This window comes from Mycobacterium florentinum (assembly GCF_010730355.1).
GTDB classification, from domain to species: Bacteria; Actinomycetota; Actinomycetes; order Mycobacteriales; family Mycobacteriaceae; genus Mycobacterium; species Mycobacterium florentinum.
The window spans coordinates 6195018-6219859 of the sequence record NZ_AP022576.1 but is presented as its reverse complement, the minus strand read 5'-3'; the positions used below and the strand labels follow the sequence as shown (position 1 = coordinate 6219859).

Annotated in this window: 27 protein-coding genes and 9 pseudogenes; 16 read left to right on the top strand and 20 right to left on the bottom strand. The window is 65.1% G+C overall.

The genetic code is table 11. From position 1 onward, the window contains the following. Window positions 1-879: 879 nt before the first annotated feature. Together G6N55_RS30440 and G6N55_RS30435 are read right to left on the bottom strand one after the other, a co-directional pair. Window positions 880-1200 (bottom strand): hypothetical protein, encoded by a 321-nt coding sequence (locus G6N55_RS30440; RefSeq protein WP_163667665.1) that lies wholly within the window; start codon window positions 1198-1200, stop codon window positions 880-882. An 8-nt stretch (window positions 1201-1208) separates the two neighbouring features. Then, on the bottom strand, window positions 1209-1652 hold the full coding sequence (locus tag G6N55_RS30435) for a hypothetical protein (RefSeq protein ID WP_163667662.1): 444 nt from the start codon (window positions 1650-1652) through the stop codon (window positions 1209-1211). 133 nt (window positions 1653-1785) lie between these two features. On the opposite strand from G6N55_RS30435, the gene G6N55_RS30430 reads away from it, so the two are divergent. Beyond that, window positions 1786-2022 carry a hypothetical protein gene (locus tag G6N55_RS30430; RefSeq protein WP_163667659.1) on the top strand — a complete coding sequence of 79 codons (237 nt, stop codon included), beginning with the start codon at window positions 1786-1788 and terminating at the stop codon, window positions 2020-2022. Window positions 2023-2159: 137 nt separating this feature from the next. On the opposite strand, the pseudogene G6N55_RS29315 reads toward G6N55_RS30430, so the two are convergent. Beyond that, window positions 2160-3225, bottom strand: a pseudogene (locus G6N55_RS29315) (NAD(P)H-dependent amine dehydrogenase family protein). A gap of 92 nt (window positions 3226-3317) precedes the next feature. Between G6N55_RS29315 and G6N55_RS29310 the strand changes: the two are divergent. Together G6N55_RS29310 and G6N55_RS29305 are read left to right on the top strand one after the other, a co-directional pair. After that, window positions 3318-3658: pseudogene (locus G6N55_RS29310) on the top strand (MmpS family transport accessory protein). After that, a pseudogene (locus tag G6N55_RS29305) lies at window positions 3658-4934 on the top strand (cytochrome P450); the annotation flags it as partial. The pseudogenes G6N55_RS29310 and G6N55_RS29305, both read left to right, overlap by 1 nt. 44 nt (window positions 4935-4978) lie before the next feature. On the opposite strand, the gene G6N55_RS30035 reads toward G6N55_RS29305, so the two are convergent. Then, on the bottom strand, window positions 4979-5494 hold the full coding sequence (locus G6N55_RS30035) for a hypothetical protein (RefSeq protein ID WP_232078874.1): 516 nt from the start codon (window positions 5492-5494) through the stop codon (window positions 4979-4981). Between the two features lie 200 nt (window positions 5495-5694). On the opposite strand from G6N55_RS30035, the gene G6N55_RS30030 reads away from it, so the two are divergent. Beyond that, the gene (locus G6N55_RS30030; protein ID WP_232078873.1) at window positions 5695-5847 is read left to right on the top strand and encodes a hypothetical protein; all 153 of its coding nucleotides are present in this window, start codon (window positions 5695-5697) and stop codon (window positions 5845-5847) included. 18 nt (window positions 5848-5865) lie between these two features. Continuing rightward, window positions 5866-6087: a hypothetical protein gene (locus G6N55_RS30025; RefSeq protein ID WP_232078872.1), complete on the top strand. Its 222-nt coding sequence runs from the start codon at window positions 5866-5868 to the stop codon at window positions 6085-6087. Window positions 6088-6146: 59 nt separating this feature from the next. Here the strand turns inward: G6N55_RS30025 and G6N55_RS29295 are convergent, their stop codons facing one another. Both G6N55_RS29295 and G6N55_RS30020 read right to left on the bottom strand, forming a co-directional pair. Further along, window positions 6147-6857 carry a metal-dependent hydrolase gene (locus tag G6N55_RS29295; RefSeq protein ID WP_232078871.1) on the bottom strand — a complete coding sequence of 237 codons (711 nt, stop codon included), beginning with the start codon at window positions 6855-6857 and terminating at the stop codon, window positions 6147-6149. Then, entirely contained in the window at window positions 6788-7042 is a 255-nt protein-coding gene (locus tag G6N55_RS30020; protein WP_232078870.1) for a hypothetical protein, read from the bottom strand. Before G6N55_RS30020 ends, G6N55_RS29295 begins: the two co-directional genes overlap by 70 nt. An 86-nt stretch (window positions 7043-7128) precedes the next feature. Between G6N55_RS30020 and G6N55_RS29290 the strand changes: the two genes are divergently transcribed. Continuing rightward, window positions 7129-7686: a TetR/AcrR family transcriptional regulator gene (locus G6N55_RS29290; protein ID WP_163667655.1), complete on the top strand. Its 558-nt coding sequence runs from the start codon at window positions 7129-7131 to the stop codon at window positions 7684-7686. On the opposite strand, the gene G6N55_RS29285 is transcribed toward G6N55_RS29290, so the two are convergent. Continuing rightward, window positions 7646-8521 carry an alpha/beta fold hydrolase gene (locus tag G6N55_RS29285; protein WP_085224210.1) on the bottom strand — a complete coding sequence of 292 codons (876 nt, stop codon included), beginning with the start codon at window positions 8519-8521 and terminating at the stop codon, window positions 7646-7648. The genes G6N55_RS29290 and G6N55_RS29285 overlap by 41 nt on opposite strands. Window positions 8522-8608: 87 nt before the next feature. On the opposite strand from G6N55_RS29285, the gene G6N55_RS29280 reads away from it, so the two are divergent. The 3 genes and pseudogenes from G6N55_RS29280 (at window position 8609) to G6N55_RS29270 (ending at window position 10771) form a co-directional block, all read left to right on the top strand. Beyond that, window positions 8609-9649: a phosphotransferase family protein gene (locus G6N55_RS29280; RefSeq protein WP_085224136.1), complete on the top strand. Its 1041-nt coding sequence runs from the start codon at window positions 8609-8611 to the stop codon at window positions 9647-9649. A 28-nt stretch (window positions 9650-9677) separates the two neighbouring features. Continuing rightward, window positions 9678-10240, top strand: a pseudogene (locus G6N55_RS29275) (ester cyclase). A gap of 35 nt (window positions 10241-10275) precedes the next feature. Then, a pseudogene (locus tag G6N55_RS29270) lies at window positions 10276-10771 on the top strand (hypothetical protein). A 4-nt stretch (window positions 10772-10775) separates the two neighbouring features. On the opposite strand, the pseudogene G6N55_RS29265 reads toward G6N55_RS29270, so the two are convergent. Then, window positions 10776-11500: pseudogene (locus tag G6N55_RS29265) on the bottom strand (haloacid dehalogenase type II). A 176-nt stretch (window positions 11501-11676) separates the two neighbouring features. Between G6N55_RS29265 and G6N55_RS29260 the strand changes: the two are divergent. From G6N55_RS29260 to G6N55_RS30425, 3 genes and pseudogenes are all read left to right on the top strand, one after another. Continuing rightward, window positions 11677-11988: a YidH family protein gene (locus G6N55_RS29260; protein WP_085224208.1), complete on the top strand. Its 312-nt coding sequence runs from the start codon at window positions 11677-11679 to the stop codon at window positions 11986-11988. Then, window positions 11985-12317 (top strand): DUF202 domain-containing protein, encoded by a 333-nt coding sequence (locus tag G6N55_RS29255; RefSeq protein ID WP_085224128.1) that lies wholly within the window; start codon window positions 11985-11987, stop codon window positions 12315-12317. The genes G6N55_RS29260 and G6N55_RS29255 overlap by 4 nt, the downstream gene beginning before the upstream one ends. A gap of 55 nt (window positions 12318-12372) precedes the next feature. Next, window positions 12373-12509: pseudogene (locus G6N55_RS30425) on the top strand (hypothetical protein); the annotation flags it as partial. A 30-nt stretch (window positions 12510-12539) separates the two neighbouring features. On the opposite strand, the gene G6N55_RS29250 reads toward G6N55_RS30425, so the two are convergent. Further along, window positions 12540-13316 (bottom strand): Rv3717 family N-acetylmuramoyl-L-alanine amidase, encoded by a 777-nt coding sequence (locus G6N55_RS29250; RefSeq protein WP_085224126.1) that lies wholly within the window; start codon window positions 13314-13316, stop codon window positions 12540-12542. Then, window positions 13313-13570, bottom strand: a complete 258-nt coding sequence (locus tag G6N55_RS29245) for a hypothetical protein (RefSeq protein WP_163667081.1) — start codon at window positions 13568-13570, stop codon at window positions 13313-13315. The genes G6N55_RS29250 and G6N55_RS29245 overlap by 4 nt, the downstream gene beginning before the upstream one ends. On the opposite strand from G6N55_RS29245, the gene G6N55_RS29240 reads away from it, so the two are divergent. Both G6N55_RS29240 and G6N55_RS29235 read left to right on the top strand, forming a co-directional pair. Further along, window positions 13529-14293 carry a cutinase family protein gene (locus tag G6N55_RS29240; RefSeq protein WP_085224124.1) on the top strand — a complete coding sequence of 255 codons (765 nt, stop codon included), beginning with the start codon at window positions 13529-13531 and terminating at the stop codon, window positions 14291-14293. The genes G6N55_RS29245 and G6N55_RS29240 overlap by 42 nt on opposite strands. A 218-nt stretch (window positions 14294-14511) precedes the next feature. After that, window positions 14512-15681 (top strand): acyl-CoA dehydrogenase family protein, encoded by a 1170-nt coding sequence (locus G6N55_RS29235; RefSeq protein ID WP_085224122.1) that lies wholly within the window; start codon window positions 14512-14514, stop codon window positions 15679-15681. Here the strand turns inward: G6N55_RS29235 and G6N55_RS29230 are convergent, their stop codons facing one another. From G6N55_RS29230 to G6N55_RS29200, 7 genes and pseudogenes are all read right to left on the bottom strand, one after another. Further along, window positions 15682-16281 (bottom strand): TetR/AcrR family transcriptional regulator, encoded by a 600-nt coding sequence (locus tag G6N55_RS29230; protein ID WP_085224120.1) that lies wholly within the window; start codon window positions 16279-16281, stop codon window positions 15682-15684. 18 nt (window positions 16282-16299) lie between these two features. Beyond that, window positions 16300-16853: pseudogene (locus G6N55_RS29225) on the bottom strand (carboxymuconolactone decarboxylase family protein). Next, window positions 16850-17371, bottom strand: coding sequence for a carboxymuconolactone decarboxylase family protein (locus G6N55_RS29220; protein WP_085224116.1), 522 nt, complete (start codon window positions 17369-17371; stop codon window positions 16850-16852). The pseudogene G6N55_RS29225 and the gene G6N55_RS29220 overlap by 4 nt, the downstream one beginning before the upstream one ends. Then, window positions 17368-18240 carry a dioxygenase family protein gene (locus G6N55_RS29215; protein ID WP_085224114.1) on the bottom strand — a complete coding sequence of 291 codons (873 nt, stop codon included), beginning with the start codon at window positions 18238-18240 and terminating at the stop codon, window positions 17368-17370. The genes G6N55_RS29220 and G6N55_RS29215 overlap by 4 nt, the downstream gene beginning before the upstream one ends. 36 nt (window positions 18241-18276) lie before the next feature. Continuing rightward, window positions 18277-18747, bottom strand: a complete 471-nt coding sequence (locus G6N55_RS29210; protein WP_085224112.1) for an HD domain-containing protein — start codon at window positions 18745-18747, stop codon at window positions 18277-18279. A 64-nt stretch (window positions 18748-18811) separates the two neighbouring features. Next, window positions 18812-19849: an EcsC family protein gene (locus G6N55_RS29205; RefSeq protein ID WP_085224110.1), complete on the bottom strand. Its 1038-nt coding sequence runs from the start codon at window positions 19847-19849 to the stop codon at window positions 18812-18814. A 253-nt stretch (window positions 19850-20102) separates the two neighbouring features. Then, window positions 20103-20756, bottom strand: a complete 654-nt coding sequence (locus tag G6N55_RS29200) for a hypothetical protein (protein ID WP_139826963.1) — start codon at window positions 20754-20756, stop codon at window positions 20103-20105. 223 nt (window positions 20757-20979) lie between these two features. Here G6N55_RS29200 and G6N55_RS30015 point away from each other — a divergent pair. After that, window positions 20980-21375: pseudogene (locus G6N55_RS30015) on the top strand (ATP-binding protein); the annotation flags it as partial. Here G6N55_RS30015 and G6N55_RS30010 read toward each other — a convergent pair. After that, window positions 21310-21555 carry a hypothetical protein gene (locus G6N55_RS30010; RefSeq protein WP_232079119.1) on the bottom strand — a complete coding sequence of 82 codons (246 nt, stop codon included), beginning with the start codon at window positions 21553-21555 and terminating at the stop codon, window positions 21310-21312. The pseudogene G6N55_RS30015 and the gene G6N55_RS30010 sit on opposite strands and share 66 nt — an antisense overlap. A 284-nt stretch (window positions 21556-21839) precedes the next feature. Between G6N55_RS30010 and G6N55_RS30005 the strand changes: the two genes are divergently transcribed. Beyond that, a complete protein-coding gene (locus G6N55_RS30005; protein WP_232079118.1) occupies window positions 21840-22265 on the top strand; it encodes a hypothetical protein in 426 nt (141 codons plus the stop codon). Here the strand turns inward: G6N55_RS30005 and dcm are convergent. Both dcm and G6N55_RS29185 read right to left on the bottom strand, forming a co-directional pair. Continuing rightward, on the bottom strand, window positions 22262-24205 hold the full coding sequence (gene dcm, locus G6N55_RS29190) for a DNA cytosine methyltransferase (protein ID WP_085224107.1): 1944 nt from the start codon (window positions 24203-24205) through the stop codon (window positions 22262-22264). The genes G6N55_RS30005 and dcm overlap by 4 nt on opposite strands. A 92-nt stretch (window positions 24206-24297) precedes the next feature. Next, on the bottom strand, window positions 24298-24804 hold the full coding sequence (locus tag G6N55_RS29185; RefSeq protein WP_264002012.1) for a very short patch repair endonuclease: 507 nt from the start codon (window positions 24802-24804) through the stop codon (window positions 24298-24300). Between the last annotated feature and the right edge of the window lie 38 nt (window positions 24805-24842).

Here is a 24842-nt window from a genome sequence, read left to right as displayed (position 1 = left end):
TCACCTATCCGGCAACCACCTGACGACAGATGGCCCCTGACCGGCAGTCAGGCAGAAAGATTGCGGTAACGAGAGTTTCGAACAGCGCGGCCAGGGAAACCGAAATCGGACTGCAACTCGACAAGGGGCACACCGAGCGTGCAGGACGACAGAACAGCTGGTCACGAAGCCGATCAGCAAGAAAAGCCGAAGCAGGACGCGAAGCACAAAGCCGCCGAGGAGAACTAGGGCGAAGCGACCCGGATAATCCTCTACTGGCCAAATCCCGGAATTGGCAAGCTGATTCCGGGATCCGCATCGGCGGAATCGCCGGGATCTGCGGGACGGCGCGGTGGTGCTGGAATTTGGGGTACCGGCGGCGGAGCCTCAACGGCTGGAGGTGGCGGGGCGCCGCGGGACCGGCGTATCCACCGCCACCGGCGGAGGTGTGTGTCCGACCGCGGGCGGAGGTGTGTCGACCCCGGGAGCGGGCGCATCCGGAGCTGCCGCCGCCGGAGTCGCGGCCTGACCCGTGATCGGCGCTTGGCCCGGCGGCGTGGATGAGGGAGCTGCGCCGTTGGCGGGCGGCGCGGTCGCCGGAGTCGGTGACGCCCGGCGGGCGCCGGTTTGTCGGAGAGCGCCATCGCCAACGCGATGCCGACCAGCAGCACCGCCACGGCCGTGCTGATGATGACCATGCCCGGAATCCGCGACCGGGCACGATCGGGGGTCTCTTGTCCCGGCGTGGCCGCACGGCAGGCTGATCGAAACTCAAGGCCGGCCGCGCCGACGTATAGCCCGACCCGCCAACATGATTCGGGATCTGCCCACCGATCTGCCCACCGACGGCGGGCATCACGCGCGACTCGTCGCCGGCCTCCGACCAGGCCAGCGCGGGCATCAGGCTCGACACCGGCTCCGACGCGTGGGTGAGCACGGACTTGCGCTCTTCGACGGCCGCCGGTGCGGCGGCAACGGCGCGGTCGCGCGCGAGGCAGCCGGGGTCAGCATGGTCGCGCTGGTCTCCCCGGTCCACGCGTCGCGCGCAACGCCGCGCCGATGGCCGGCGCCAGGTGCGGACGGCGTCGTCACGACCGGAACCCGCAGGTGTCCGGAGAGCATCGTGGTGACCGCCGGGATGTTCGCGCCGCCGCCGACCGACACTACCGCGACCAGATCGCGAATTCCGTTGCGCGCCAGCGTTTCATCCAGGACCGCCACGAAGCCCGTCAGCGATGTCCGGATCGCGTCGTCGAGTTCGTTTCTGGTGAGCCGGATTTCGCCGGGTATGCCCGGCAATCCCTCGGCCAGCGTGGCGACCGTGCTCGACGAGAGCTGCTTTGGCGTTGCGGCATCCGGTCAGCCGGCTCAGCGGTCCGATCGCCGAGGTGCCGGACGGGTCGAAGGAGTCGGCTGGGCAGGTTGGCCAGCACGGCCGTCAGCAGCGCCTGGTCGATCAGGTCGCCGGAGAAGTCGAGGTGCCGCACGGTCGGGGCAAGCGGTTGATAGTCGCCCGCGGCGTCCATCAGCGTGATGCTGCTGCCGCTGCCGCCGAAGTCGCACACCGCCACGGTCCCGCGCGCCGGGATGCCCGGGTTGCGCGCGGCGAACAGCGTCGCGGCCGCATCCGGGATCAACGTCAGCGGGCGGTCGCGGCTGGCCCATTCGGGCACCCGGCTCAGCGAAGGGCGTCGACCGACGTCGACGCCCAGTGCGGGTCACCGCGACGTTGTCCGGCAGGCGCCGTTGGTGGTGGCGGCATGCCACGCCAGGGCCGCAGGCCGTCGGCGGCAAGACCTCGCTGCGATGCACCGAGCCGTCGGCCGCCACGATGCCGATCGGGTCGCCGACGCGATCCACGAAGTCGGTGATCACCAGCCCCGGCTGGTCCAGCCGCGGGTTCTCGGCGGGCACCCCGATCTCGGGCAGACGCTCGCGAAAGAGCGTCATGACGGGCTTACGAGTGATGCCGTGATCGGCGGTGACCGCGGCGAAGTTGGTGGCACCGATCGAGAGCCCCAGCGCGGGCGTAGCTCCGTCTGACATGGCCCCAATCCCCGTTATCCAGCGGAATACCCCCGCATCCGCCTATCCCCGATTTTGTCGGTTATACCTATAGCCAATCTCTGCGCTGGCTATGCGTGAGCTGTATAACGAATCGGGAACAGTATAAGCGCAGGTCACCGTATATTGCCTGCTCCGGCGATAAGCGGAAGATCCAGCGGGGTCACCCAGCCGGGCCGCAGATCGTTGACGGCCGGCACCGCGTTCAGCGCCCGCAGCCCGGTCGACAGGCACCGGCCGCGCGTCCCGGCCCGAGCCGTCGGTGAACCGGAACGCGGTCTCCTGGAAGATGCTCGGCGTCCCCTCGATGTCCACCCGGTAGACGTCGTTGTCGTGGCCCGTCGGCCAGTCGGGGCGGCATCGAGCCCGATGCGGTTGACGTGCTCGAGCTGGATGCGGGTCTCGCCCCTTATAGACGCCGTTGATGGTGAACGGCGACGTGTCCGGCTTGATGACGCCCCGGGCGCGCTCGGTCGGGGTCACCCACTTGTCCCAGGTCGTGGTGATCTCGTCGAGCATGATCCCGGCGGCGTGCGCGATCATCGGAACGGTCGCACCCCACGCGAAGATCAGCATGTCGCGGTCCTCGAGCATGGGTTTGAACTCGGGTTCGCGCCCGATGCCCATCTCGAACTCGTAGTCGCCCTCGTAGTTGGTGTAGTCGAGCAGTTCCGAGGCGCGCACCTTGCGCACCTCGGAGCACAGGCCCATCAGCGTCATCGGGAACAGGTCGTTGGCGAATCCGGGGTCGATGCCGGTGGTGAAGCAGGACGACTCGCCCAGCTCGCAGGCTTCGGTGATCGGTTCGATCCAGTTCGGCGGGTTCAGGTGCATCGTCGGCCACACCCACGGCGTCATCGCCGTCGAACATACGTCGATGCCGGCCCGCAGGAACGCGGTGATCAGCTTGATGTTCTCCTTGGCGTGCATCGCCGTCGGGCCGTAGTGCACCAGCGCGTCGGGCTTCAACGCAATCAGCGCGTCGACGTCGTCGGTGGCGAGCACGCCGACCTTCTCGGACATCCCGCAGATGTCGCCGACGTCGCGGCCGACCTTGTCGGGATTGCTAACGCCGACGCCCACCAGCTCGAACAAGGGATGCTTGACGATCTCGGGGATCACCATCCTGCCCACGAAGCCGGTACCAAACACCACCACACGCTTTGAGCCCGTCATGCCCAACCTTCCGTTCGCCGGCCCCCACTTCGATTCACAGTAAGCGCGCCCAATGTGACCTCTAGCACCCCGTCCCGCTAGGTGACACGATGCAATTCATGAAAAAGCACCTCGCCGCACCATCGATGCTGCTGGCTGTCGGGCTCGGGTTCGCCAATGCCGGCGGCGTCGCCCACGCGATACCGCAGATGCCCCAGATCCGCTACGAGGTCAACGGGCCCGCGGTCGCCCAATTCATCTACTACCAAACCGACACGGGGCAACTGCACCAGGTGAATGCGCCGCTGCCCTGGTCGACGGAGTTCACCGCGTTCGGCGGGCAGGTCTTCACGATCAGCGCCCGTGGGCCGGGCCCCATCTCCTGCAAGATTTTATGGACGGCAACCTGGTCAGCGCCGCGACGACGGGCGCGCCCGCCAGAACCGTCTGCGCGCACTGATGAGCCTCGACGCGGGCTTCGTGACGCGTCCCAATGGGACGCCCCCGCCCGAGATCCCGCTCGCCGATATCCATCTCGAATCGCTCGACTTCTGGGTCCGCAACGACGACGTCCGCGACGCCGTTTTCGCCACCTTGCGCCGCGAGGCCCCGATCTCGTTCTGGCCGCCGATCGAGTTCGAAGGATTCGAGACCGGCAACGGGTATTGGGCGCTGACCAAGCTCGACGACGTCCACTTCGCCAGCCGTCATCCCGACATCTTCAGCTCCGCCGGCGGAATTACGGTCAACGACCAGACACCGGAATTGGCCGAGTACTTCGGCTCGATGATCGTGCTCGACGATCCGCGACACCAGCGGCTGCGCTCGATCGTCAGTAGGGCTTTCACCCCGAAAGTCGTTGCCCGCATTGAGGCTTCGGTGCGCGAGCGGCCCATCGGCTGGTCACCTCGTTGGAGGCCAACCATCCCGACGGCGAGGCGGACCTGGTCACCGAGCTCGCCGGGCCGCTGCCGCTGCAGGTGATCTGCGACATGATGGGGATTCCCGAGGAAGACCATCAGCGAGTCTTCCACTGGACCAACGTGATTCTCGGTTTCGGCGACCCCGATCTGACGCTGGACTTCGAGGAGTTCATGCAGGTGTCGATGGACATCGGCGCCTACGCCACCGCGCTGGCCGAGGACCGCCGGTCCAATCATCACGACGATCTGACCACCGCCCTGGTCGAAGCCGAGGTCGACGGCGACCGGCTCACCTCCCAGGAGATCGCGTCGTTCTTCATTCTGCTGGTGGTGGCCGGCAACGAGACCACCCGCAATGCGATCAGCCATGGCGTGCTGGCCTTGTCGCGCTTTCCCGAGCAGCGGGACAAGTGGTGGTCCCGCTTCGACGAGCTGACCCCGACCGCGGTCGAGGAGATCGTGCGGTGGGCCTCCCCGGTGATCTACATGCGCCGCACCCTGACTCAGGACTTCGAGTTGAGCGGCGTCAAGATGGCCGCCGGCGACAAGGTTGCGCTGTACTACAACTCGGCCAACCGCGACGAAACACGGTTCGACAATCCGTGGGCATTCGACGTCGCCCGTAATCCCAACCCGCATCTGGGTTTCGGCGGCGGCGGCGCACATTTCTGCCTGGGCGCCAACCTGGCTCGACGCGAGATCCGGGTCGTCTTCGACGAACTGCGCCGCGAAATCCCCGACATCACCGTCACCGGCAAGCCGTCGCGACTGCTGTCGCAATTCATTCACGGCATCAAGACCCTGCCGGTGTCCCGACTTCGCCGAGCCATTAGGGTCGCCCTTGCCCGGCTGTGTCCTTACAGGAACGAATTCTCGGCGCTGAGGCCAAGTTCGGGAATCGCGCCGAACGCGAACGTCTCCGCGTTGCCCACCCCGACTCCACCGCCGACGGGATCTTCGACCCGCACCAGCAGGTCCCGCAGCTGGTGCACCTTGCGGGCGGTTTCGGGATGGTCGCAGTTCGGCGTGTGGTATCCCTCGACCTTCAAGTCGCCGACCCACTGCCCGTAAACCCAGTCGTTCCAGCCGTAGTATCCCGCGGTGCCGAGGTGAAACCCGGTCGGCCCGGCGGCGGTGATCGTCAACGGCCGCTTCGTTCCGTCGCTTTCGGTGAGCGTGATCGTCCCATGCGTGAGGCGCCGGTTCGCGTCCTCGAAGTGCAGGTCCTGCTCGACGGCGGCGAATCGGACGGCGGTGCCGTCGCCGTTCTGTTGCTCGGCTTGGTAGCGGGTGGATTCGAATCCGTCGCCCTTTTCCTGCTGCAGGAATACGAACAGCGAGTAGGCCGAGCCGTCGGGCCGGGTCAGCGTCATCGGGCACCATGTCATGAACATCTGGTCGATGCGGCGACCGCCGCGCGGCAGCCCGGGATGGGCTTGCCCACGCCGGGACGCAGCCCCAGGAGTGATCGCGAATCGAGATCCACTCGTCGGGAACGATCTCGGTGCGCGCACCGTCCAGCTCGACCCAGCCCGATGCCACGCCAATCTGGTGATAGCGCAACACATTATGCGTGACCCGGCATCCGTCGGGACTGCGGTCGGGCCACGGATCCTCCAACGCCGGCGCAAAGCTGCCCCGCATCTCGACGTCGAAGGCGATCGGTGCGTGCTCGTTCTTGTCGAGCCGGATCCGGATCGATTTCAATGGCTCGACCACGCTGTAGTGAATCGGCCCGACCTCGGTGCCCGACGGGTCGGAGGACAGCCGGCGACCACCGCGCACGGTCCACTGCTCGGTCCCGCGGCACACCCCCGCCGCGCCGTCGAAAACACCTCTGTTCGTGTACTTCCCGACGCCGAGCGCGACCTGCAGCGAGTTGTCGCGCGCATGCGCCGTGCTCCAGATCTTCTCGGTCCAGGACGGATCCGACTGGCTCACCGTCGCGAAGGTGTCGACGATCTGATGCGTCAGGAGCTCGTCTTCGGGGACCAAACCGCCGTAGTTGGTGGACAGCACAAGCGTTCAGCCTTTCGGAACGAAGGTCGTCATATCGGTGCCGCGGTCGTATTCGCGCATCCAGGTTTCCGCCCAGGCGGGCAGCGGCTGGTCGGCCGGATCGTGGTGAGGCAGCTGCGACAGCGCCAGGCCCCAAAGCATCCTCAGCAGATGCGCGCTGGGCACCGCGTGGAGAGCCGGCGGCGGACCGGAGCGTTTGCCGATGCGGTACCGGAATTCGCTGCGCAGCGCCGACTCCATGACGTCCTGTGCGCACGCGCCCCGCTCGGCCGGCGGAACGTGTTCGTCGATGGCCTTCGCGATCGTGGCCGAGATGGCGCCGACGTGCCGGAACGTCTGGCGCACGTGTCTGACGCGATACCAGGGATCCGGCATCAGATGGCGGTAGAGCCTCAGCCCCGAGCTGCGGTGCTCGATCTCCTCGACGAAGTGCCACATCATCAGCGCGGCCACCCGGGGGTCGGCGCCGCCGAACAGCGAGTCCCGGTGGTCCAGGATCACCTTGAACATCGGCGTGAAGGTGGCTTCGAGGTTGGCGATGTAGGCGGCGTGAAACTCGACCGGGTGCGTCGCGATCAGGTCGTTGTAGGACGCGACCGTTTCGTCGTAGCACTGTTCGAGGCCCGGGTATTGCTCGATCAGCGCGATCATGTGCTTGCGGTGGGCGGCCGCGTGCTGGGCCTCCTGCCGCAGGAAGGCCTCGGCCTCCTCGGCCACGGCCGGTCGGTGCTGAGCCGGTCCTGCGCCTGGCGCAGTGCGGCGATGATGTATTTCTCGAACGGCACCGCGATGAAAGTGAAGGCGTTGCAGAAGATCCCGAACTGCGGATTGGCCGGTTGCCATAGGAACGGCACGGTCGCGTCGAACCGGAATGCCATCTTGCGGACGACCAGGTCTGTCATCGGTGACTGCCTCGTGTTGACGTTCAAGGTCCGGCTGTAACGATTTGCAGTGTGACATTTAGACCTCAAGATGTAAAGTACTCGGTGTGGCCACCCGCGTACCACCCAGCGCCGAGCAGTCGACCCGGCGGCGCATCCTGGCCGCCACGTTCGTGGTGCTGGCCCGTGCCGGGCGCAAGAAGTTGATGCTGTCGGAAGTGGCCGCCGAGGCCAAGGTGTCGCGGCCGACGCTGTACCGGTACTTTCCTCCGGAGGCGTTGCTCGACGCGTTCGGCCTCTACGAGCAGGACAACTTCGATGCCGGCATTTCCTCGGCGATGGCGGGCCTGCGCGGTGTGGAAAGACTAGATGCGGCTTTACAATTCGTGGTCGACTTCCAGCGCACCTACTCGCTGGGATTCCTGGTCGACACCGAGCCCGAGCATGTGCTGTTCCAGATGAAGCGGGTGATGCCGATCCTGCACGGGCGCATCGAGCGGCTCATCGACGGCGACAACGCCGATCTGGCCGCGGCGACGGTGGTGCGAGTTGCGGTATGCCACTACCTGGTTGGCGCTGACGACCGGGAACGATTTCTCGCCGAGCTGCGCTATGCCGCCGGGATCAGTCCACGGCGCCAGGCGTCGCGGTCTGCGACGGCTTAGCGTCCAGCCAACTGCAGATCCGTTCGGCGATCAAGTCGGGCTGCTCGAGATGCAGGAAATGGCCAACACCGTCGATCATTTGGAATGACGATCCAGGCGCCGGTAGGTACTCGGCCGCGCCAGCGACGACCTCCGCGCCCAGCCCGCCGTCATTGGTGCCGTGCAGGTACAGGGTGGGGATCGAGGGCGGGACCAGCGTGGCCGCGGCTTCCGCTTCCGCTTGGGGGTCGGCGAACTCGGGGTTGAATGTGGCGCGGTAGGGACCGATCACCCCGGCGATGTTCTCGGCGGTGACGTGTTCGCGTAGCCACGAAATATCTTGGTGGGCATCGTATCCCGGCGACCAATCCGCCCATAACGACTCCCAGAACCCTGGTGCGAGCACCAGCGTCTCGGCCAGTCCCACCTGCTGGATGAGCCAGATGTAGAACGACCGCTTGAGCTGGGGATAGCTGAACATCGACTCCGCCAGCGCCGCCGATGGCGGCACCGCCAATGTCACCAGCCGGCTAAAGGCGGTCGGATCGGTAGCCACCAGTCCGTACGAAGCGTGCGCGCCCCAATCATGGCCGATCAATATTGCTCGGTCGTCAGCCTTTAACGCCTTGCGCACGGCGCGGATCTGCCGCACATACGTGCCGACACTGACCGGCCCGCTCGCCGGTGCGTCATAGGCGGGCAGCCAGGGGGCCGCCACTCGGTAACCGCGGTCGGCGAGCACCGGACCGAGGTGCCGCCAGGTGTGCGGAGTGTCCGGAAAACCGTGGACGGCGATGGCCAGCGGCCGCGTGGTGTCAGCGATGTCCCCGAACGTCAGCGGAACGTCTATGGCCATCGCGATCTCCTTTGGGTTGACATGTGACATCGTAGATGTAAGAGAAGTTGTGTTTACAATTGATAATCCATATGTAAATGTTTGTCCATGGCTGGACTGTCTCTGGGCCAACGCGACTTGGCCACCACTCGTCTACAACTCGGCCGGTGGTTCGAGCACAAGTTCGGCAATGCCGTCGCCATCGGCGAAATGCGCCCAGCCAACCGGGCAGCGGGGTGGTCGAGCGTAAGCCTGTTGTTCAGCGTCGACGACGCAAGGGAGTTCGTCGTGCGCATCCCGCCGACCGGTGGCGGCATCTACGCCGAATACGACCTGGCCGGTCAGACCCGAACCCAGCAGCTGCTGAACCACCACGGGATCGCGACTCCCTCCCCCATTTACTACGAAGCCGACACCTCGTGGCTGGGGTCGACCTTTCTGGTGATGCCCCGCATCGTCGGACACACCCCGTCGGACACGTCGTACGCGTCGAAGGGCTGGCTGCACGGGGCCGGCGTCGATGTGCAGCGCCGAGTGCACGATTCCTTCCTCGACACACTCGTTGCGCTGCAACGGGTTCCGATCGACGAGGCGCCGTGGCTCAAGCGTGCGCAAGGTGTGGGCAATGACGGCGAGCTCGGCTGGTGGCGCGACTACATCGAGTGGGCGACCGACAAGCAGGTGCCCGCGCTGATCACCGATGCCTTCGACTGGCTCTACCGGCACCAGCCGTCGGAGCAGCCGGAACTCGCGATCTGCTGGGGCGATGCCCGGCTGTCCAACGCCATCTTCGACGACGCCGGTCAGGTCATCGGCGTGCTGGATTGGGAGCAGGCCTGCCTGTGCCCGGCCGAGACCGACTTCGCTTGGTGGCTGGCCACGCGGCGTCAGACCATGGAGGTCAACGGGATCGACGCCGACCCCGAACTACCGGGCTTCGACAGCCAAGAGCGGATCGTCCGTCGCTTCGAGGAGTTGATCGGGCGCCCGCTGGTCGACCTGAAGTGGTACGAGATCTTCGCGATGGTCCGGATGGGCTGTTGCATTCTGCGCGTGCAGTGGCTGCTGCGCAGCATGGGCCAGGGCGACCACGGACTCACCCGGGCGCCGATCATGCCGGCGTGGGCCATCGAGGCGATCCGGGATTAGCAGCACGCCCCGGGATTACGCTGACCAGATGACAGCCCCCGCGTTTCCCGCTCCCGAAGTGCTGGCCGCGCGCCAAAAACTCGTCCTCGACCACTTTCACGACGAGGTCCGCCAGGACTGGGACGACGTGCTGGCGACGTTCCCGCACCCCCACTATGAGCTGATCCCGCAGATGGTCATCCACGACGGAAACGACGCGGTGCGTGGCTACTACAACTACACGCGCACCGCGTTTCCCGATCAGGACCACGAAATCATCGCGCTGCGGCACAGCGCCGACGCGGTGATCGTCGAGTTCTGGTTGATGGGCACGCATCGGGGTTTCCTCGGCAAGGTTCCGCCCACCGGCAGTCGCTTCCGGGTGCGGATGAACGCCTACTTCGTGTTCGACGACGCCGAAACGCTTGTCTGCGAACGTATTTACTTCGACACCCTGACCATGATCAAGCAGCTCCTCGGCGGGCTGGACCTGAAGAAGCCGTCGAACTGGCTACTCGCCGCCCGCGCCGTGCGCGGCTGTTGTCGATGTCCGCGGAGAAGCCGGACCCGGCGCTGACCAATACCGTGCCGCCGGCGCTCACCGAGGGCTAAACTCCTCCGCTAAGCGAGATCTCGAGGAGGCCGCCATGCGGACGCGAAGCCTTCACACCGTATGCGGCCTGGCCGCACTTTCGCTGCTCACCGGGTGCGGTGCAGAGCCGGCCGAGCACGATCACCCCGCACGCGACGGCTAAGCCCTCCACAATGGCGGCCATCCCGCTGGGTTCGCACACCGAGAAGTGGATCAACCTTCAAGTCGGCGATTGCACCGCGGATCTTCCGCCGGCCGACCTCAGCCGCGTCACCATCACCGTCGTCGACTGCGCCACAGCACATTTGGCCGAGGTCTATCTGCGCGCCCCGATGGCCGTGGACACCGCCATCTCCACCGTCGCCAACCGGGACTGCACCGCCGGGTTTGCGCCCTACACCGGCAAATCCCTGGCCGGCAGCGCGTTTTCGATCACGTACCTCATCGACTCGAACCAGGATCGCACCGGCGCCGATCCGACGCCCAGCACGCTGATCTGCCTGCTGCAATCCGCCACCGGTCAACCGCTGACCGGATCCGCGCATCGCTGACGCTTTAAGACGGCCACCAGACGCCCAGCTGATCGGCGAGGTCGAGAAAATCGGACGCGTTGATGTCGAACTCGTCCGAATACTCCACATCGGGATCGCCGTCGGCCCCGAACTCCAAAGGACGCGCGATGAACGCCGTGCGAAAGCCGAGGGCCGCCGCCGCGCGGATGTCGTATTTGTGGCTTGCCACCATCATGATCTCGGCGGGTTCCAGACCCAGGTAGGTCGCGGCCATCCGATAGATCGCCGGATCCGGCTTGAACACCCCGGCCATCTCCGCGGCGAAGATCGCATCCCAGGGCAATCGCGCTCGCTTGGAGATATTGATGACCGCGGACACGTCGGCGTTCGACAGCGTCGCCAACGTGAAGTCGCTCTTCAGCCAGGACAGCCCGGGCGCCACATCCGGCCAGGGTTCGAGCCGCTGCCAGGCCAGCGTGAGCTCCTCGCGCTCGGCATCGGTGAAGCCGTCAATGCCGGACTCCTCCAGCAGAGCCTCAAAGCAAAGCGGTACACCGAGTGCACCGACACCCATCCGCTCTGTCGGCTGCGTGCCGCTTCTAGAGCGGTGAAGTAGCCTGCACGCCAACGCCGCACCAGGTCGGGCCAATCGACATCCGGATGACGTCCAGCGCTGATCCGTTGCGCCTCGTCGCAGACCGTCGAGAAGAAATCCGTCGCGGTGCCTTGCACGTCGAACAACAACGCCTTAACCACAACCTTCATCATGCCGCCAGGCTCGAGACCGCGGCAGCACGGCGCACGCGGTCAGTTAAAATCAACGGTATAAAAATGCTTGTTCTCATACGTCTTGCGAGGTACCCGTGGCCGATAACACCATCACGCCCGCCGACGAACGTCACGCGCTCAGCGCGGAAGAGCTCGAACCCGACTACCGATTCACGATGGCCAACGAGCGCACCTTCCTGTCCTGGCAGCGCACCGCGCTGGGACTGCTGGCCGCGGCGGTCGCCCTGGTGCAGCTCGTTCCCGAGATGACGGTGCCCGGCGCCCGGCGGCTGATCGGATTGGGTCTCGTGGTGCTCGCGATCCTCACCAGCGGGATGGGGCTGCTGCGCTGGCAGCAGGCCGATCACGCGATGCGCCGCGGCGACGCCTTGCCCCGGCACCCCTCGCCGGCCTACCTCGCGGTGGGTCTCTGCATCGTCGGCCTGGTCGCGCTCGGGTTGATCATTCTCAAGGTGGTCTCGCGTTGACCCAGGCGGCGGCGCACGGCACCCGGGTCCCTGGGCTCCAGCCCGAACGCACGGTACTCGCCTGGAGCCGGACGTCGTTCGCATTCCTGGCCAACGGCGTACTGCTGGCCATCAAGGAAATTCACAGCGCCCACGGATGGGCACCGTTGATCCCGGCGGGCATGGCGCTCCTGGCGGCGTTGTGCACCTACCTGATTGCGTTCCGGCGGCAGGCACTACTGCAGCGGCGGCCACTCCCGGCGCACATCGGCCCCCGTCGCCCCGTGTACATCATCGGGATAGCCACCATGCTGCTGATCACGATGGCCACGGCCGCGCAGCTGCTGTAAGCCACCCCAAGCGTTCACAACCGTCAAACCTGCTGTTTGCGACGCGTTGCTCAAGATCACGCCCGGCACAGTCGAAATCGCGGTGCTGCCGCCGATCCCGGTCGACGACTGGACACTCGAGACGTTGCCGGATCGCATTTTGCCGAGGTGCGTCAGCTTTATCTGGACACGTTGGCCGATTGGCCGACGGATGTCCCCAAAGAGGCTGTCCCGGGCTGAGTTTCAGCGGCCGTTCAGGAACGCGACGATCCCCTGGGTGACGGCCGCGGCGTACTTCGCCCGGCCGTCCGCGCTTTCCATCAGCGCCGCTTCCTCCGCGTTTCTCATGTTGCCGAGTTCGACGAGCACCGCCGGGTACTGCGCCAGGTTCAGGCCGGCGAGGTCGGCGCGCCCGTACAGGCCGTCCGACCCGACGTAGGTCGACGGGTGAAAACCAGCCTGTACCAGGGCATCACGCATCGTGTGCGCCAGCTGCACGGCCGGGCCGGCCTGGACATCGTTGAGCGGCGGGCTGGAGTAGTTGACGTGAAATCCGCTGCCGGACGGCGGACCACCGTCGGCGTGAATACTGACGATCGCATTGGGGTGCATCGCATTGGCCTGCGCCGCACGCGCGTCGACGCAAGGACCGACGGAGCTGTCGTTGTCGCGTGACAACGCGGTATTAACGCCCATTTGCCGCAGCGAATCATTGACGAGGCCGACGACGGCCCAATTGAACGCATGCTCCGGGTAGCCGTCGTTGGTCGCGGCGCCCGACGTTTGGCAGGCTTTGGTGCCGCCCCGGCCGTTCGGAACCTGTTGGTTTATCGAGGCGTCGTTCACGGCGTTGTGGCCCGCGTCGAGGAAGACCGACGCCCCGGCAAGGCCGGCGGATGCGCGCGGGGCAACAAGCGTTGTCACACCGAGGAGCACCGGCGCGGAACCGGCAAGTTTCAAGACCTGGCGTCTGGAAACAGATTTCAGCCGGCCGAACCCTCGTCGCGCAGGATCGTTCACCGCGCGATGGTAACAATCTCCCTGCTATCCTCGGGATCAAGCCGATTGATTTGCAAAGGCACGACATCGGGACCGGCCAGCAGTCCATCGGTATTGACCGGGGACATATCAGGCCAAATAAGACCAGCGTCAATCTTCTGCGTGTCGCTTTTGCGGTCTTTGGCAACGGTGGTGAACTGGTTTTGGAACTCAAAGGTTTGGGATGGACACCGATGGGCAGATATTTCGGCATGATCGCCGGTCACATCAATCAACTCGTCAAACCCACGGCAATAGCAGCCGTCGGCCTTGGCACTAGTTTCCTTATCTCCCCTACTCCCTCGGCATCGGCCGAGCCATGCCCCGACGTTCAAGTGGTGTATGCGCGAGGCACCGGCGAGCCGGCAGGCATCGGCCCGACGGGGCAGGCCTTCGTCGACAACCTGCGCGGGCGCGAAGCCGGAAAGTCCGTCGACGTCTATGCCGTCAACTACCCCGCCAGCGATGAATGGTCCACCGGCATGGATGGCATCAGGGACGCCGGTGCCCATGTGGTGTCGATGGCAAACAGCTGCCCGAAGACCAAGATGGTGCTCAGCGGCTTCTCGCAGGGCGCAGCCGTGATGGGCTTCGTCACCTCGGCGTCAGTGCCCGACGGGTACGACCCCGCGACCGTGCCCAAGCCGCTGTCACCCGACATCGCCGACCACGTCGCCGCGGTGGTGCTCTTCGGAACGCCTAACACGCGGGCGATGAACTTCTTGGGTCAACCGCCGCTGGTCATCGGACCGGCCTACGCGGGCAAGACGATCAAGGTCTGCGCCAACGAGGACCCGGTGTGTTCGGACGGAATGGACTTCGCCGCCCACAACACCTACGCCGACGACGGCGCCATGATCGACAAGGGCGCGTCCTTTGCCGCCGCCCGAATCGACGCGGCCTCCGGCGGACCGGCAGTAGTCGTGCACCCGCCCACCGGCGGCGGCTTCGGCAACTAAAACCCCTCAACGGGCCACGGCGAAGTCCCCCTTCGCCGTGGCCCGTGTTTCTATGCGTCTTGCGCTGTAGCAGAAGAATTTTCGATCCGGGCCTCACATCCGCGGCGCGCCGGCCGTCTGCCTGGTGACAGGCTGACGTCGAAAGGGTTCCGCACAACCATGCCCACAGCGCGACGTAGCCCGCCTTTGCGTACTAAAAAGTATGTTACGGTGGCCGCATGTCCGCGGTCGCGAGCCGCTCGCTGCACGGCATCACCGACGAATTCGTCGCGCGGTTAGCGCAGCGCGCCGGGGAAGCCGAGCGGCTGCGCCGGCTGCCCGCGGCGACGGTCAGCGAATTCCGGCAGACGGACTTGTTTAGGCTGCTGCTGCCGGCCAGGTTCGGAGGTCTGCAAGCAGCGTTTCCCGAACTGCTGGAACCGATTCGGTTGATGGCGCACGGCTGCGCGTCGAGTGCGTGGACGTTGGGGTTCTACGCGCTGCACAACTGGCTGCTGTCGCTGTTCGACCCACAGCTGCAGGAAGAAGTGTTCGCCTCGGGCCCGGTGCTGGCGCCGGCTCCGCTGGCCCCGACCGGGCGCGGCACCCCGGCCGACGGCGGCGTGCGCCTGACCGGTCGATGGTCCTGGGCGACGGGTGCGATGGATGCCGACTGGGTGATCGTGGGCGCGCTGATCGAGCGCGACGACGCCATCACCCCGTCGCTGGTGGTGCTGCCCGCCGGCCACGTCGAGGTCGACGACGTGTGGCACACCGCGGGCATGCGCGGCACCGGCTCTCACGATCTGATCGCCACCGATGTGTTCGTCCCCGCGCATCGCATCGCCGGCGTGGCCGACATCTATGGCGGCACCGCCCCGGGCGCGCAGGTGCACGGGGTGGCCAGCTACCGGTGGCCGCTGGTGCCCGCGCTGGCGCTGGTGGCGTCGATGCCGGTGCTCGGTGCCGCCGAACGGGTGGCCGAGCTGTTCGCCGAGCGGCTCGGCGACCGCGTGCTGGCGTATAGCGGTGTGGCGCAAAAGGATCAGCCGGCCGCCCAGATCAGGCTCGCCGACGCCACGGTGCGGCTGCGCGCGCTGCGTTCGCTGGTCGCCGAGACCGCCGCCGAGATCGACGAACTCGTGGTCAGCGGTGAACGCGTGCGGCGATCGGTGCGGGCCAACGCCCGGCTGGCCGCGGCGTACACCGTGCACGAGTCCCGGGCGATCATCGCCGATCTGCTGGAGGCCGCCGGTGCCAGTGCCCATAACTTGTCCAGCCCGTTGCAGCGCGCCAAGCGCGACGTGGACATCGCCGCGGGCCATGTGGTGTTCGACTACGACGTGAGCCGGGAGTTGGCCGGGGCGTTGGCGATTGGCGCCAAGGTATCGCCGATCGCGATGGTGTGATTACTTCGATTCGCCCAGCATCAGGTCCAGGAAGCGCTCGTGGTTGGCCAGCTTTTGCGCCTGGGTGGCCGAGCCGGTGAGGTGGAGCAGCCCGATTCCGGCCGCGAACGTCAGCTCCGCGCGCAGCTTGGCGTCCTCGGGGCTGAATCCGCAGTCGCCGTAGGCCTTTGCGACCGAACGCAGCAGGCGCCGATCCGCGTCGCGAATGTTGGCGGCGGCGGCCTCGTCGGTGCGGGCCCACTCCCGCATCGCGCGTTCGAGTATCCAGTGTTGCGGCCGCACCAAGGAAATCATCATGGCCGACAACCGTTCTCGCGGCGGCAGCGTGTCGATCTCGTTCAACGATTGTCGATCCTGCTCCCGGAACGTCTTCCACGATTCGACCAGCGCGGCCCGGTAGCCGTCCATGTCCTCGAAGTGCCAGTAGAAGCTGCCCCGGGTGGCGCCGACCTGCTGGCAGAGCCGTTCGATCTTGAGGGCGCGTGCGCCCTCCTCGGCGAGCAATGTATAGCCGGCCTGCAGCCAGTCGTCGGCTGACAGGCGCGTCGAGGGCTTACGCGCGGCCACGTCGTGCAACGTTACGGGGAATCGGCCCCGCATCGTTAGACTTGTGCGAAATTAACGCCGGCGTTCAGTTGGCAGTGTAGGTAGACGGGCAGTCTCGTCGAGGTCGACGTCGAGCGCGTTCAGCATCAGCGCCAGACCGGCGTAGCGGCCGATGACCAGCAGTATCTCCACGGTGGCCTCCGGCCCCGGGCCTGCTGCACCTGTTCGACGAGCGGGGCGGCGACGGCGCGGGTGGTGACAAGCTCGGTTGTCAACCGCAAAACCGCAAGCTCGGTCGCGTTGAAATCGCTTGTTTGCCAATCGGATTCGGAGGTGACGGCGTCGATCTCGGCCACGCCGACCCCCGCCGTCTGAGCGATGTCGCGGTGCTGGCCCAGCTCGTAGGCGCTGTCCATCAGATAGGCGGTGCGCAGGGTCACCAGTTCGCGCAGTCGCCGGGTCAGCACCGGGCTGGTCAGGGCGTCGCGACCGGCCAGCATCCAGCCGGTGTAGACGTGCTCGGCGTTGGCCAGCGTGCGGTAGACGTTGAGATTGCCGCGCTCCTCGGTCAATTCGCGGGCCCGGTCGGTCATGTCCTCGGGGCGGCGGTACGGAATCCGGGTCATCGGCTCGGGCCCGGAACGTCGATCTCCAGGTCGGCGGCGTTGAGCACCAGGGCCAGCCCGTAGTAGCAGCTGACGAGCATCAGCAATTCGGTGAGCGCCGCGTCGCCGAAGACGGCCCGGGCCGCGGCAAAGGAATCGTCGGTCAGGTGGCGGGTGGTGCACAACTCGTCGACGACGTCGAGGGCCGCGCGTTCGTCGGCACTGAAGCCTTCGAGGTCGCCGGTGGCCAGGGCGTCAAGCTCGTGCTCGGTGAGCCCGGCGGCGGTTGCGAGCGGCACGTGCTGGGCGAGCTCATACGGTGAGCCCTGCAGGTGCGCGACCCGTACGACGACCACTTCCCGCAGGCGCGCGGTGAAGGTCGGGCTGGCGTACAGCTCGTCGACCATTTGCGACCAACCGGGAAATACGTTGGGCGCGTTGGCGAGTAGCGCAAAGACATTGAGGTTGCCGCGCCGGGCCGCCCACTCGCGGATCGGTTCGGGCTGCCGGTCGAGGTCGGCGAGCGCGATGCGGGTCACGGGCGCTCGGCCGCGAGGGTGAACGTCCAGTCCAGCGCGACGAACGGTTCGTCGACTTCTGTTCCGTCCGGCGCGACGCCCGGCTCGTGGCGCACGAAGTCGGCCTGCAACGACGCCCGGTCGGCGAAGACGGCGTCGCGCCCGATGTAGGGGTCGTCGTCGAGGAACAGCTGGGTGATCAGCGGGTGGTAGCCGTCGGCCTGGAACCAGAAGTGCACGTGCTGCGGGCGCATCACGGATCGGTTGGCGGCGCGCATGATCTCCCCACACGGGCCGTCGGTGGGCACCGGGTAGTAGCGCGGCGTGATCGAGCGGCACCAGAATCGGCCGTCGGCGTCGGTGGTCAGCAGCGCGCGCATCGCGAACTCGCCGTGCAGTTGCTCGGTCAGCTGGACGTCGTAGGCGCCGTCGCCGTCGCTGTGCCAGATGTCGACGTGCGCTTTCGCGACCGGCTCGCCGTGTTCGTCGACGACGCGGCCGGTGACGAACATCGGTGTGCCCGCGACGCCGTTGGAGATGTCGGCGCCGTTGGGGGCGCTCGGTCGGCCCTCGACGTAGAACGGGCCCAGCAGCGCCGAGGCGGTGGCCGAGCCGCCGGGGCTCTCGTTCATCGTGTCCAGCAGCATCGACAGGCCGAGGATGTCGGAGGCCAGCACCACCTCCTGGCGGGTGGGGCTGGAGATTTTGCCCAGCCGTTCGATGAAATCCATTGCGGTGAACCACTCGTCGCCGGTCAGCCGCACCTCGCGGGCGAAGTCGTGCAGGTGCTGAACCAGGCTTTGGAGCAGTTGCCTGAACCGGTCGTCGGTGGACGTGTCGAAGGTTTTCTTTACGGCTTCGGTAATGGTGTGTTCGTTGAGATCTGGCATGGGCTGCCTTTCACGTCGACGGCTAACCGGCGGGTTTCACTGTGCCGCACGGGTTCTGCGCCGGGCCCCGTCGTCGAAGTCGGCGCCGAGCGCGGCGTAGGCGCCCGCGTACTTCTGGGTCAGCCGTGCCCGGTCGGACTCGGTCAGGTTTGCCATCCGTTCGGGATCGGTGTTGTCGGCCAGGTCCGCGAGCTTGACTTCCCGGGCGGTCGGGTGCGCGCTGATGCGACGGTAGTAATCGGCCGACGGCTGGTCGTCGCGGCGGGTCAGCAGCTCGATCGCGTCGATCGCGGCCTGCGGGATGCCGCGCTCGGCCAGGTCGGCCGCGGTGAGGCCGGTGTCCTCGATGACGTCGTGCAGCAGGGCCGCCACCACGGCGTCGGTGTTGGCGGGATCGACGTAGGAGGCGACGCGGCGGACGTGTCCGATGTAGGGCATGCCGGCCTTGTCGACCTGGCCGGCGTGGGCGGCGGCCGCGATCGCGTCCGCTGTTGCGATGTGGTCCACGGGCGCCCGTCCTTTGTTTGCTTGACCGTCACGATAATGTGTGGGCGCCGTCGGGTCACCGTGGTTAGCGTTCGCCGTCGAGCTGGACGCCTTCCGACTTGAGGATGTCTTCGAGATCGAGCGATAGTCGATCGTCGTTCTTGGCGCCCTCGATATCGGTTGCGATGGGCTCGAATTCGGCGCCCTTTTCGTACAGGAAGCGCTCGCGGTAAGCCCAGTAGGCCGCGTCGGCGATCTCGCCGACCGTCGTCCAGTTCAGGGCCGCGCCCAGTCCGACGCCGAGGCCGGGTACCAGCTGCACCAGCTTTTTCAGCGTCAGGTCCTGGGCGAATTTGACGGCGAACTTCTGGATGACCTTGACGGCCACCTGCCGGTCGAGCTGCTGCCACGCCGCGTTGCGGGCGAGGCTTTCGGTCAACAACGTAAGCTGTTGGTAGGCGGCGACTTTCGCCGGTTCCGTCTCCGCGAGGCCCAACGCGATGACGTGCATCATGAAGATCTCTTCGGCGGGGTCGAGCGGGTCGTAGCCGTAATAGAGAGCATCGTGAGCCACCACCGCGCTGCACGCGGTCAACAGTGCCGCGGCGTCGACGCCCATCGCCGTGGCGACGGTGCCCAATCCCGGCCCCGCCGCGGCGCCCGCGGTGGCCGCCGCACCGGCGGTTGCCGCCGCCTCACCGCTGCTGACGGCCAGGCCGGCCGCCGCGCCTTCCGCCGCCGCCGATGCCGAGTAGGCGCGATGCCGGAGACCGAAGGACGCGACCTCGTCGATGGATCGCAGGTCGAGCTTCCTGATGTCGTCGAGATGCTCGACCGGGTGGCCTTTCTTCGCATAGGCGCCGATGACGCGCGCCTCCGACGTGGCCAGTTGACCCGTCTTGGTCATGAACCTGGCGGCGCCCGCGGCCGCGGTGTCCAGCACCGCCGCGCCTGGCTTTTTCACCTCGCGCAGTACCGGCAGCTTCAGCAGCGTGTTGACCACCCCCGAGCCCAGGCCACCGACCGTGAAGGGAAGCAGGCGCCGTTCCGGGCGCCGCAGGGTGCGGTGCTTGTACGCGTTGACCTTCGTCAGCTGTTCTTGCTCGTACTCAGATAGCGCCACCCGATGCTCCCGACGTGATTCTTCTGAGCAACATCACAGCACAGCGGCGAGGAGTAGGCAGGGTGTCGACATCGAAAGCTTGTCCCGAGTCGAAGCCTGTAACAGCAGGCAGCCGGTTAGCCGCGCTCCCAGCCACGGCATGTGTCGGGCCGTGCCGCTTGATCGGAACCTGATTTCACAATTTCCAACCGGGTCGCGACTTCCAACCGGGTCGCGACGCAAATCATCTCATCGAGCGCCGACTTATTAGCACCTACAAACCCAGCTCACCATACAAAAGACGCCTTGGTCTTACGCAACGTACATGGCTTGCCAATGGCGCGTCCCCGATCTCATCGGTGGATGCGCGGTCGAAGAGCTCATCCAGCCGTTCTGACAGCGTGTCGATCTGCGCTGCTGCGCGGGCTCCCACCGAGGTACTTCTAGACCAGTCGACAGCGCGCCAACCGCCGTTGGGTGTCCGGCGCCAGGAATTTACCAATGGTTTCAGCCGAGATTGCAGCCGGTACTCGAGCGCTAGACCAATCCTGTTCGAATCGAAGTCGGCCATCAGTACTTCGGCTTCCGGCAAGGCTGGCCAGGCCACGACGACCACGCGATCCCATATCTCGGGAGGAAATGTTGTGGCGAGGTGATGACTTTCGCCAACAGGTAGGTCGCGGAGCCGGCGCGACGCCTCCGTCGTCTGTCCGATATATAGGCAGCCCCAATCGAGCCAAATACCGTAAACAACTGGTCCCTGGACAGCCCCAGCAGTATCGGTCGCGCCGGCGAGCAGCTCTCCTAAACGGTAGGCGAACTGATAGCGGTGCTCCCGCCACGCCTTAGACGCGTCGAACGTTCGAGTGAGTAGCGTCAGGCTGGACAACCACTGTACGAAGGCGTGCGCTCGGTCGTTGGCTTCCACAGCGATGAACGTAACCGACGGCCCTGCATTTCTACTCTTAGAACTTGCGAGACTTGACATGGAGCGCCGATCGGGCCTTGGCGCCGTGGTCTGCGCTACGGCAAATCCCGGTACGCAGCAGACGCCGAAAGTTGGGGTGTGCCGCGCGAGTCGGTCCGATATTGTCTGTGCCTGCTGTTTAACTTAAGGCCAACGTCAGGACGGAACCTGGAGCCTTGAATCGATGAAACTTTCCAATGCCGCGCCATCGGCCGCTCGGCTCACATCGTCGTTGCGGGACATTGGGTACGATTTCGTCAGCGCGGTTGCCGACCTTATAGACAACAGTATCGCCGCCGGCGCGACCGATGTGGGAGTCGAAATCGAGTTCGCTGGTCAGGCCTCCACCGTCTATGTTGCCGACAATGGTGCTGGCCTGAACGCGCGGGGCATGCTTGAGGCCCTCCGCTTCGGTAGCCGCCGCACCTACGGTTCGGGCGACCTTGGGCGATACGGACTTGGACTTAAGACGGCATCGCTGTCCCAAGCTCGTTGCGTGACTGTTGTCTCTAGATCAGCCGATCGCAAACGTCCGCTGTGGAGATCGCTGGATTTGGATCTCATTGCCGAGCTGGACGATTGGGTCCTTGCCGAGAACCCACGCGATCATGCTGTCGCTAGGAGCGAAGAGTTGCTCGGCACAGGGACGGGCACCGTCGTCGTATGGCAGAATCTGGACCGCGTACTTCCCGCTTCTGGTGCCGCCGGCGGGTGGGCTAAGCGACGTTTCGAGGTGCTGGTCGAGAAGACCAAGCGTCACTTGGCGATGGTGTTCCACCGGTTCATAACCGGCGAGAACAACGCTCCCAGGATTTCTATCAGCGTCAATGGTGACAAGCTCTTAGCGTGGGACCCATTCGTTCGCCACGAACCGGGGACGCAGCAACTGTCGACCCAGCAGTTCGAGTTGGAGAGCGCAACGGGGGGTTGGAGCAGTCGAGCTCCGTCGCTACATCCTCCCCTGGGAAAAGAACATTTAGCTCTCCCGACGCATTCGAGAACGCGGCCGGACCGCTCAATTGGAACCGGCAGCAGGGCCTCTATGTGTATCGGGAGAACCGGCTGGTGCAATGGGGTAGCTGGGCGGGTACCCGTGGCATCGACGAACACACAAAGCTGGCCCGCGCGAGTCTCGACTTCACGAGCAGTCTTGATGAGGTTTTCAATATCAATGTCGCAAAGATGCGGGTGTCGGTACCTGCCCAGCTCAAACAGATGTTGGAGCGACCCGTCAGTGAGTTATGCATTCTTGCCGACCGTGTTTACCGCCGCCACAACGCGGACACAACTGACGACCTTGACGACGGGACTGAGAACGACGACAAAGCACCAGCCACCGGCTCGCTGCCGGAGATCGGGTTAGCGCTTAAATCAGCGGCAATTCAGTCAGGTCACTACGAAGCCTTCAAGAAGGTAATGGCCTTCATGCAAGACCAACACCCCGAGCTTGCCCGGGGGCTAGGTTTCTAACCGCCGGCTGCCGCGCACCACCTGCTTAGGGGACAATCGCCGCACAGCGGCTTTTCCACCAGACAAATGTCAGCCGCCAACGCGATAAGCCCCAAGTGCGCAGGCCGCGAATCGTCGCCGAAGCCGATCATGCTGGCCACCGCGATGCGCCCATCAGTCTGCACATTTCTCTTGTCGGCGTCGTTGCCTTGGAACCGGCTGGTGACGCGCAAAACACCCTTAGTGATTAGTACAGGCTCCTCGCTATCTCGCCCTTCGTGGCTGATTGGCAAAGCGAGCTCCAGTAAGTCCGCCACTGCAGACGGTATGACCGAGAGTACTGTGCGGTCGATTGTTGGCTCCCACAACGCATTTGGGGCAGCAGACAACTGCGCAACAAGCTGACGCACCGCCGAAATCCGCTGGCCGCGGCCCACTCCCGACATGAGTTCGTCGAGGAGATCGACCGCCTCGTCATCGGGCAACTCTCCAGGGCGGATGTCGTGCCGCTTGTCGATGATCGGCCACACCGCGTTCATGACAGTCGGCGTCGCGCGGTCAAGAAGAAGTTCGGCTAGAAGGAACTTCCAACGGTTCCCAGTCTTGAACCACGGGATCGCAGCGATGGAAGACTGTTGTTGAAACCAACGTGCCAACTTCCCGGAAGTCTCTCGAGTGGAAAGCCCAGCCTTCGTTCCTGACGCCAGTGAAGTCCTTACCGCCTTAGCAATCACCTCTCCGACTAGGGGTGGGACCGCGTTACCGATCTGCTTGAAAGCTGCCGACGGTGGCCCAGCAAAACGAAAATCATCCGGAAAAGTTTGAATCCGAGCGGCCTCACGGACCGTGAGTGTACGCGGCTGTCTGGGGTGGATATACCAATAACCGTCTTTCGCAATGTGTGCTGTTATTGTGCGAGAAAGATCGTTCTCATCGAGCTTCTTGTACTTGTCATCAAAGATATCTTTGCGATAGCGCTGGTACTCGGGCGCTAAGTCCGTGTACTTCGTCTTGTGGGTCATAGATTCAAATGCGGCACGGTCATCCTCGCGAACGGGCCTAGTAATGTGGTCGAATAGTTTGCAGGCATCTGCCGCCGAGACGTTTCGTCGCATCCACGTTTGGTATTCAGTACGAGGCCCAACGTAATTCGCCCATCCGAAAGCTCCGCCGGCCGGACGCCATCCACCTTCGACTTCAGGCATATCACCAATAGCGTTCCACAAAGTAACCCGCTTCTCTGATTCTGCCGGCCAAGTGAAACGGATGCGGCTTTTGAGGGCGACCAATAGCAAGCGCTGCCGCATTTGGGGTACGCCGAAGCGCCAACTATCTATCACGCGCGCGGAGACCGAATAACCGATTTGTTCGAGTTCCTCGGTCATGCTGCGCAAGATGAACATTTCGCGGTCTAGCGCCATATCAGGAACGTTCTCCATGACTACTGCCCGAGGGCGTGCCAACTGAACAACTTCCAAGAAGGACCGCCACAGGTCACGACGTTCGTCATGCGGATCGGCTACGCCCGTCAAAACGCGGTGCCGAATCATCGACCGTCCCGCCCTAGAAAACGGCTGGCACGGCGGGCCGCCGGTTAGGACGTCGATTTTGTTGCGCTTTAACAGCTTTGCGACCCGCTCAATCATTGCTGGGTCCGCTAGGTCGTCGTCCAACGACATCCCGGCGAAATGATGCCGATGCGTCTCCACTGCAAAGCCATAGTGGTCGACCCCCAAAACCACCCTGAAACCGGCTTCCTCGAAACCGAGACTCATACCACCGGCTCCACTGAACAGGTCTGCCACCAACGGCACACCGTGAGCCCGCAGATCGGTGCAGAGCGCGGCGAGATCCGTATCCGAACGCGTGTGGCATGGGTGCGGATCAAGCTCGACGAACGGCCCACGAATCTGCTTAACCGCATACGACGATCCAGAAGTCGTCACTTGGCGCGCGGTCATACAGCCAGATTAAGTGAGGGGGGCGACACAGTACTGAGGCGCGCCGTTGCGCGCCGAAGCCGCGGTGGTCCGCCCACGTCGAAGGTGCCCAGTCACTCGGGCCGCTGGATGTCGTTCCACGAACACGCATTAGCGGACCCATCCACCATATCTTTCGGAGGATGGACCCGCATTCGCCAAAGATTGTGAATCGCCTCGGCAGCCTCGCCAGGGTCTTCGTGTTCCCAAATGTGGATGGGTAGCCAGCCGAGACACCGCAGCATCTCGTCTTTCTTTTTGTCTCTGATCACGTTCGCCTCAAGCTTCGCGGCCCACCACTCCGCATTGTTTTTTGGTGAGGTGCCGTGTGAGGGACAGCGATGCCAGAAGCAGCCGTCGACGAACACCGCTATCCGCGCACGCGTGAAGGCGACGTCGGGCCGCCCAGGAAGTGTTCGGACTTGCACACGGAAACGCAACCCCCGCCTGTGAAGCTCTCTCCGGAGAGCCATCTCTGTGCCGGTGTCTCTCGTGGGCATTGCGCTCATCTGGCGGCGGACGCTCTCGCTGAGCGGTGGAGGCGACGAGTCGGCTGCTCGCGGCGCTTCCTGCGAACCCATTAACTATCCTTTATCGTCGGAGCGACGCCTACCGCCAC

Excerpts from the sequence above, each read along its gene's own strand:
- G6N55_RS29280 (WP_085224136.1), top strand. The coding sequence starts at position 8,609 with ATGGCTGGACTGTCTCTGGGCCAACGCGACTTGGCCACCACTCGTCTA.
- G6N55_RS29240 (WP_085224124.1), top strand. The coding sequence starts at position 13,529 with ATGGGCAGATATTTCGGCATGATCGCCGGTCACATCAATCAACTCGTC.
- dcm (WP_085224107.1), bottom strand. The coding sequence starts at position 24,205 with ATGACCGCGCGCCAAGTGACGACTTCTGGATCGTCGTATGCGGTTAAG.
- G6N55_RS29185 (WP_264002012.1), bottom strand. The coding sequence starts at position 24,804 with ATGGGTTCGCAGGAAGCGCCGCGAGCAGCCGACTCGTCGCCTCCACCG.
- G6N55_RS30430 (WP_163667659.1), top strand. The coding sequence starts at position 1,786 with ATGCACCGAGCCGTCGGCCGCCACGATGCCGATCGGGTCGCCGACGCG.
- G6N55_RS30035 (WP_232078874.1), bottom strand. The coding sequence starts at position 5,494 with ATGACGCTGACCCGGCCCGACGGCTCGGCCTACTCGCTGTTCGTATTC.
- G6N55_RS30020 (WP_232078870.1), bottom strand. The coding sequence starts at position 7,042 with ATGACAGACCTGGTCGTCCGCAAGATGGCATTCCGGTTCGACGCGACC.
- G6N55_RS29230 (WP_085224120.1), bottom strand. The coding sequence starts at position 16,281 with ATGCGGGGCCGATTCCCCGTAACGTTGCACGACGTGGCCGCGCGTAAG.
- G6N55_RS29285 (WP_085224210.1), bottom strand. The coding sequence starts at position 8,521 with ATGGCCATAGACGTTCCGCTGACGTTCGGGGACATCGCTGACACCACG.
- G6N55_RS29215 (WP_085224114.1), bottom strand. The coding sequence starts at position 18,240 with ATGCCAGATCTCAACGAACACACCATTACCGAAGCCGTAAAGAAAACC.
- G6N55_RS29260 (WP_085224208.1), top strand. The coding sequence starts at position 11,677 with ATGGCCAACGAGCGCACCTTCCTGTCCTGGCAGCGCACCGCGCTGGGA.
- G6N55_RS29235 (WP_085224122.1), top strand. The coding sequence starts at position 14,512 with ATGTCCGCGGTCGCGAGCCGCTCGCTGCACGGCATCACCGACGAATTC.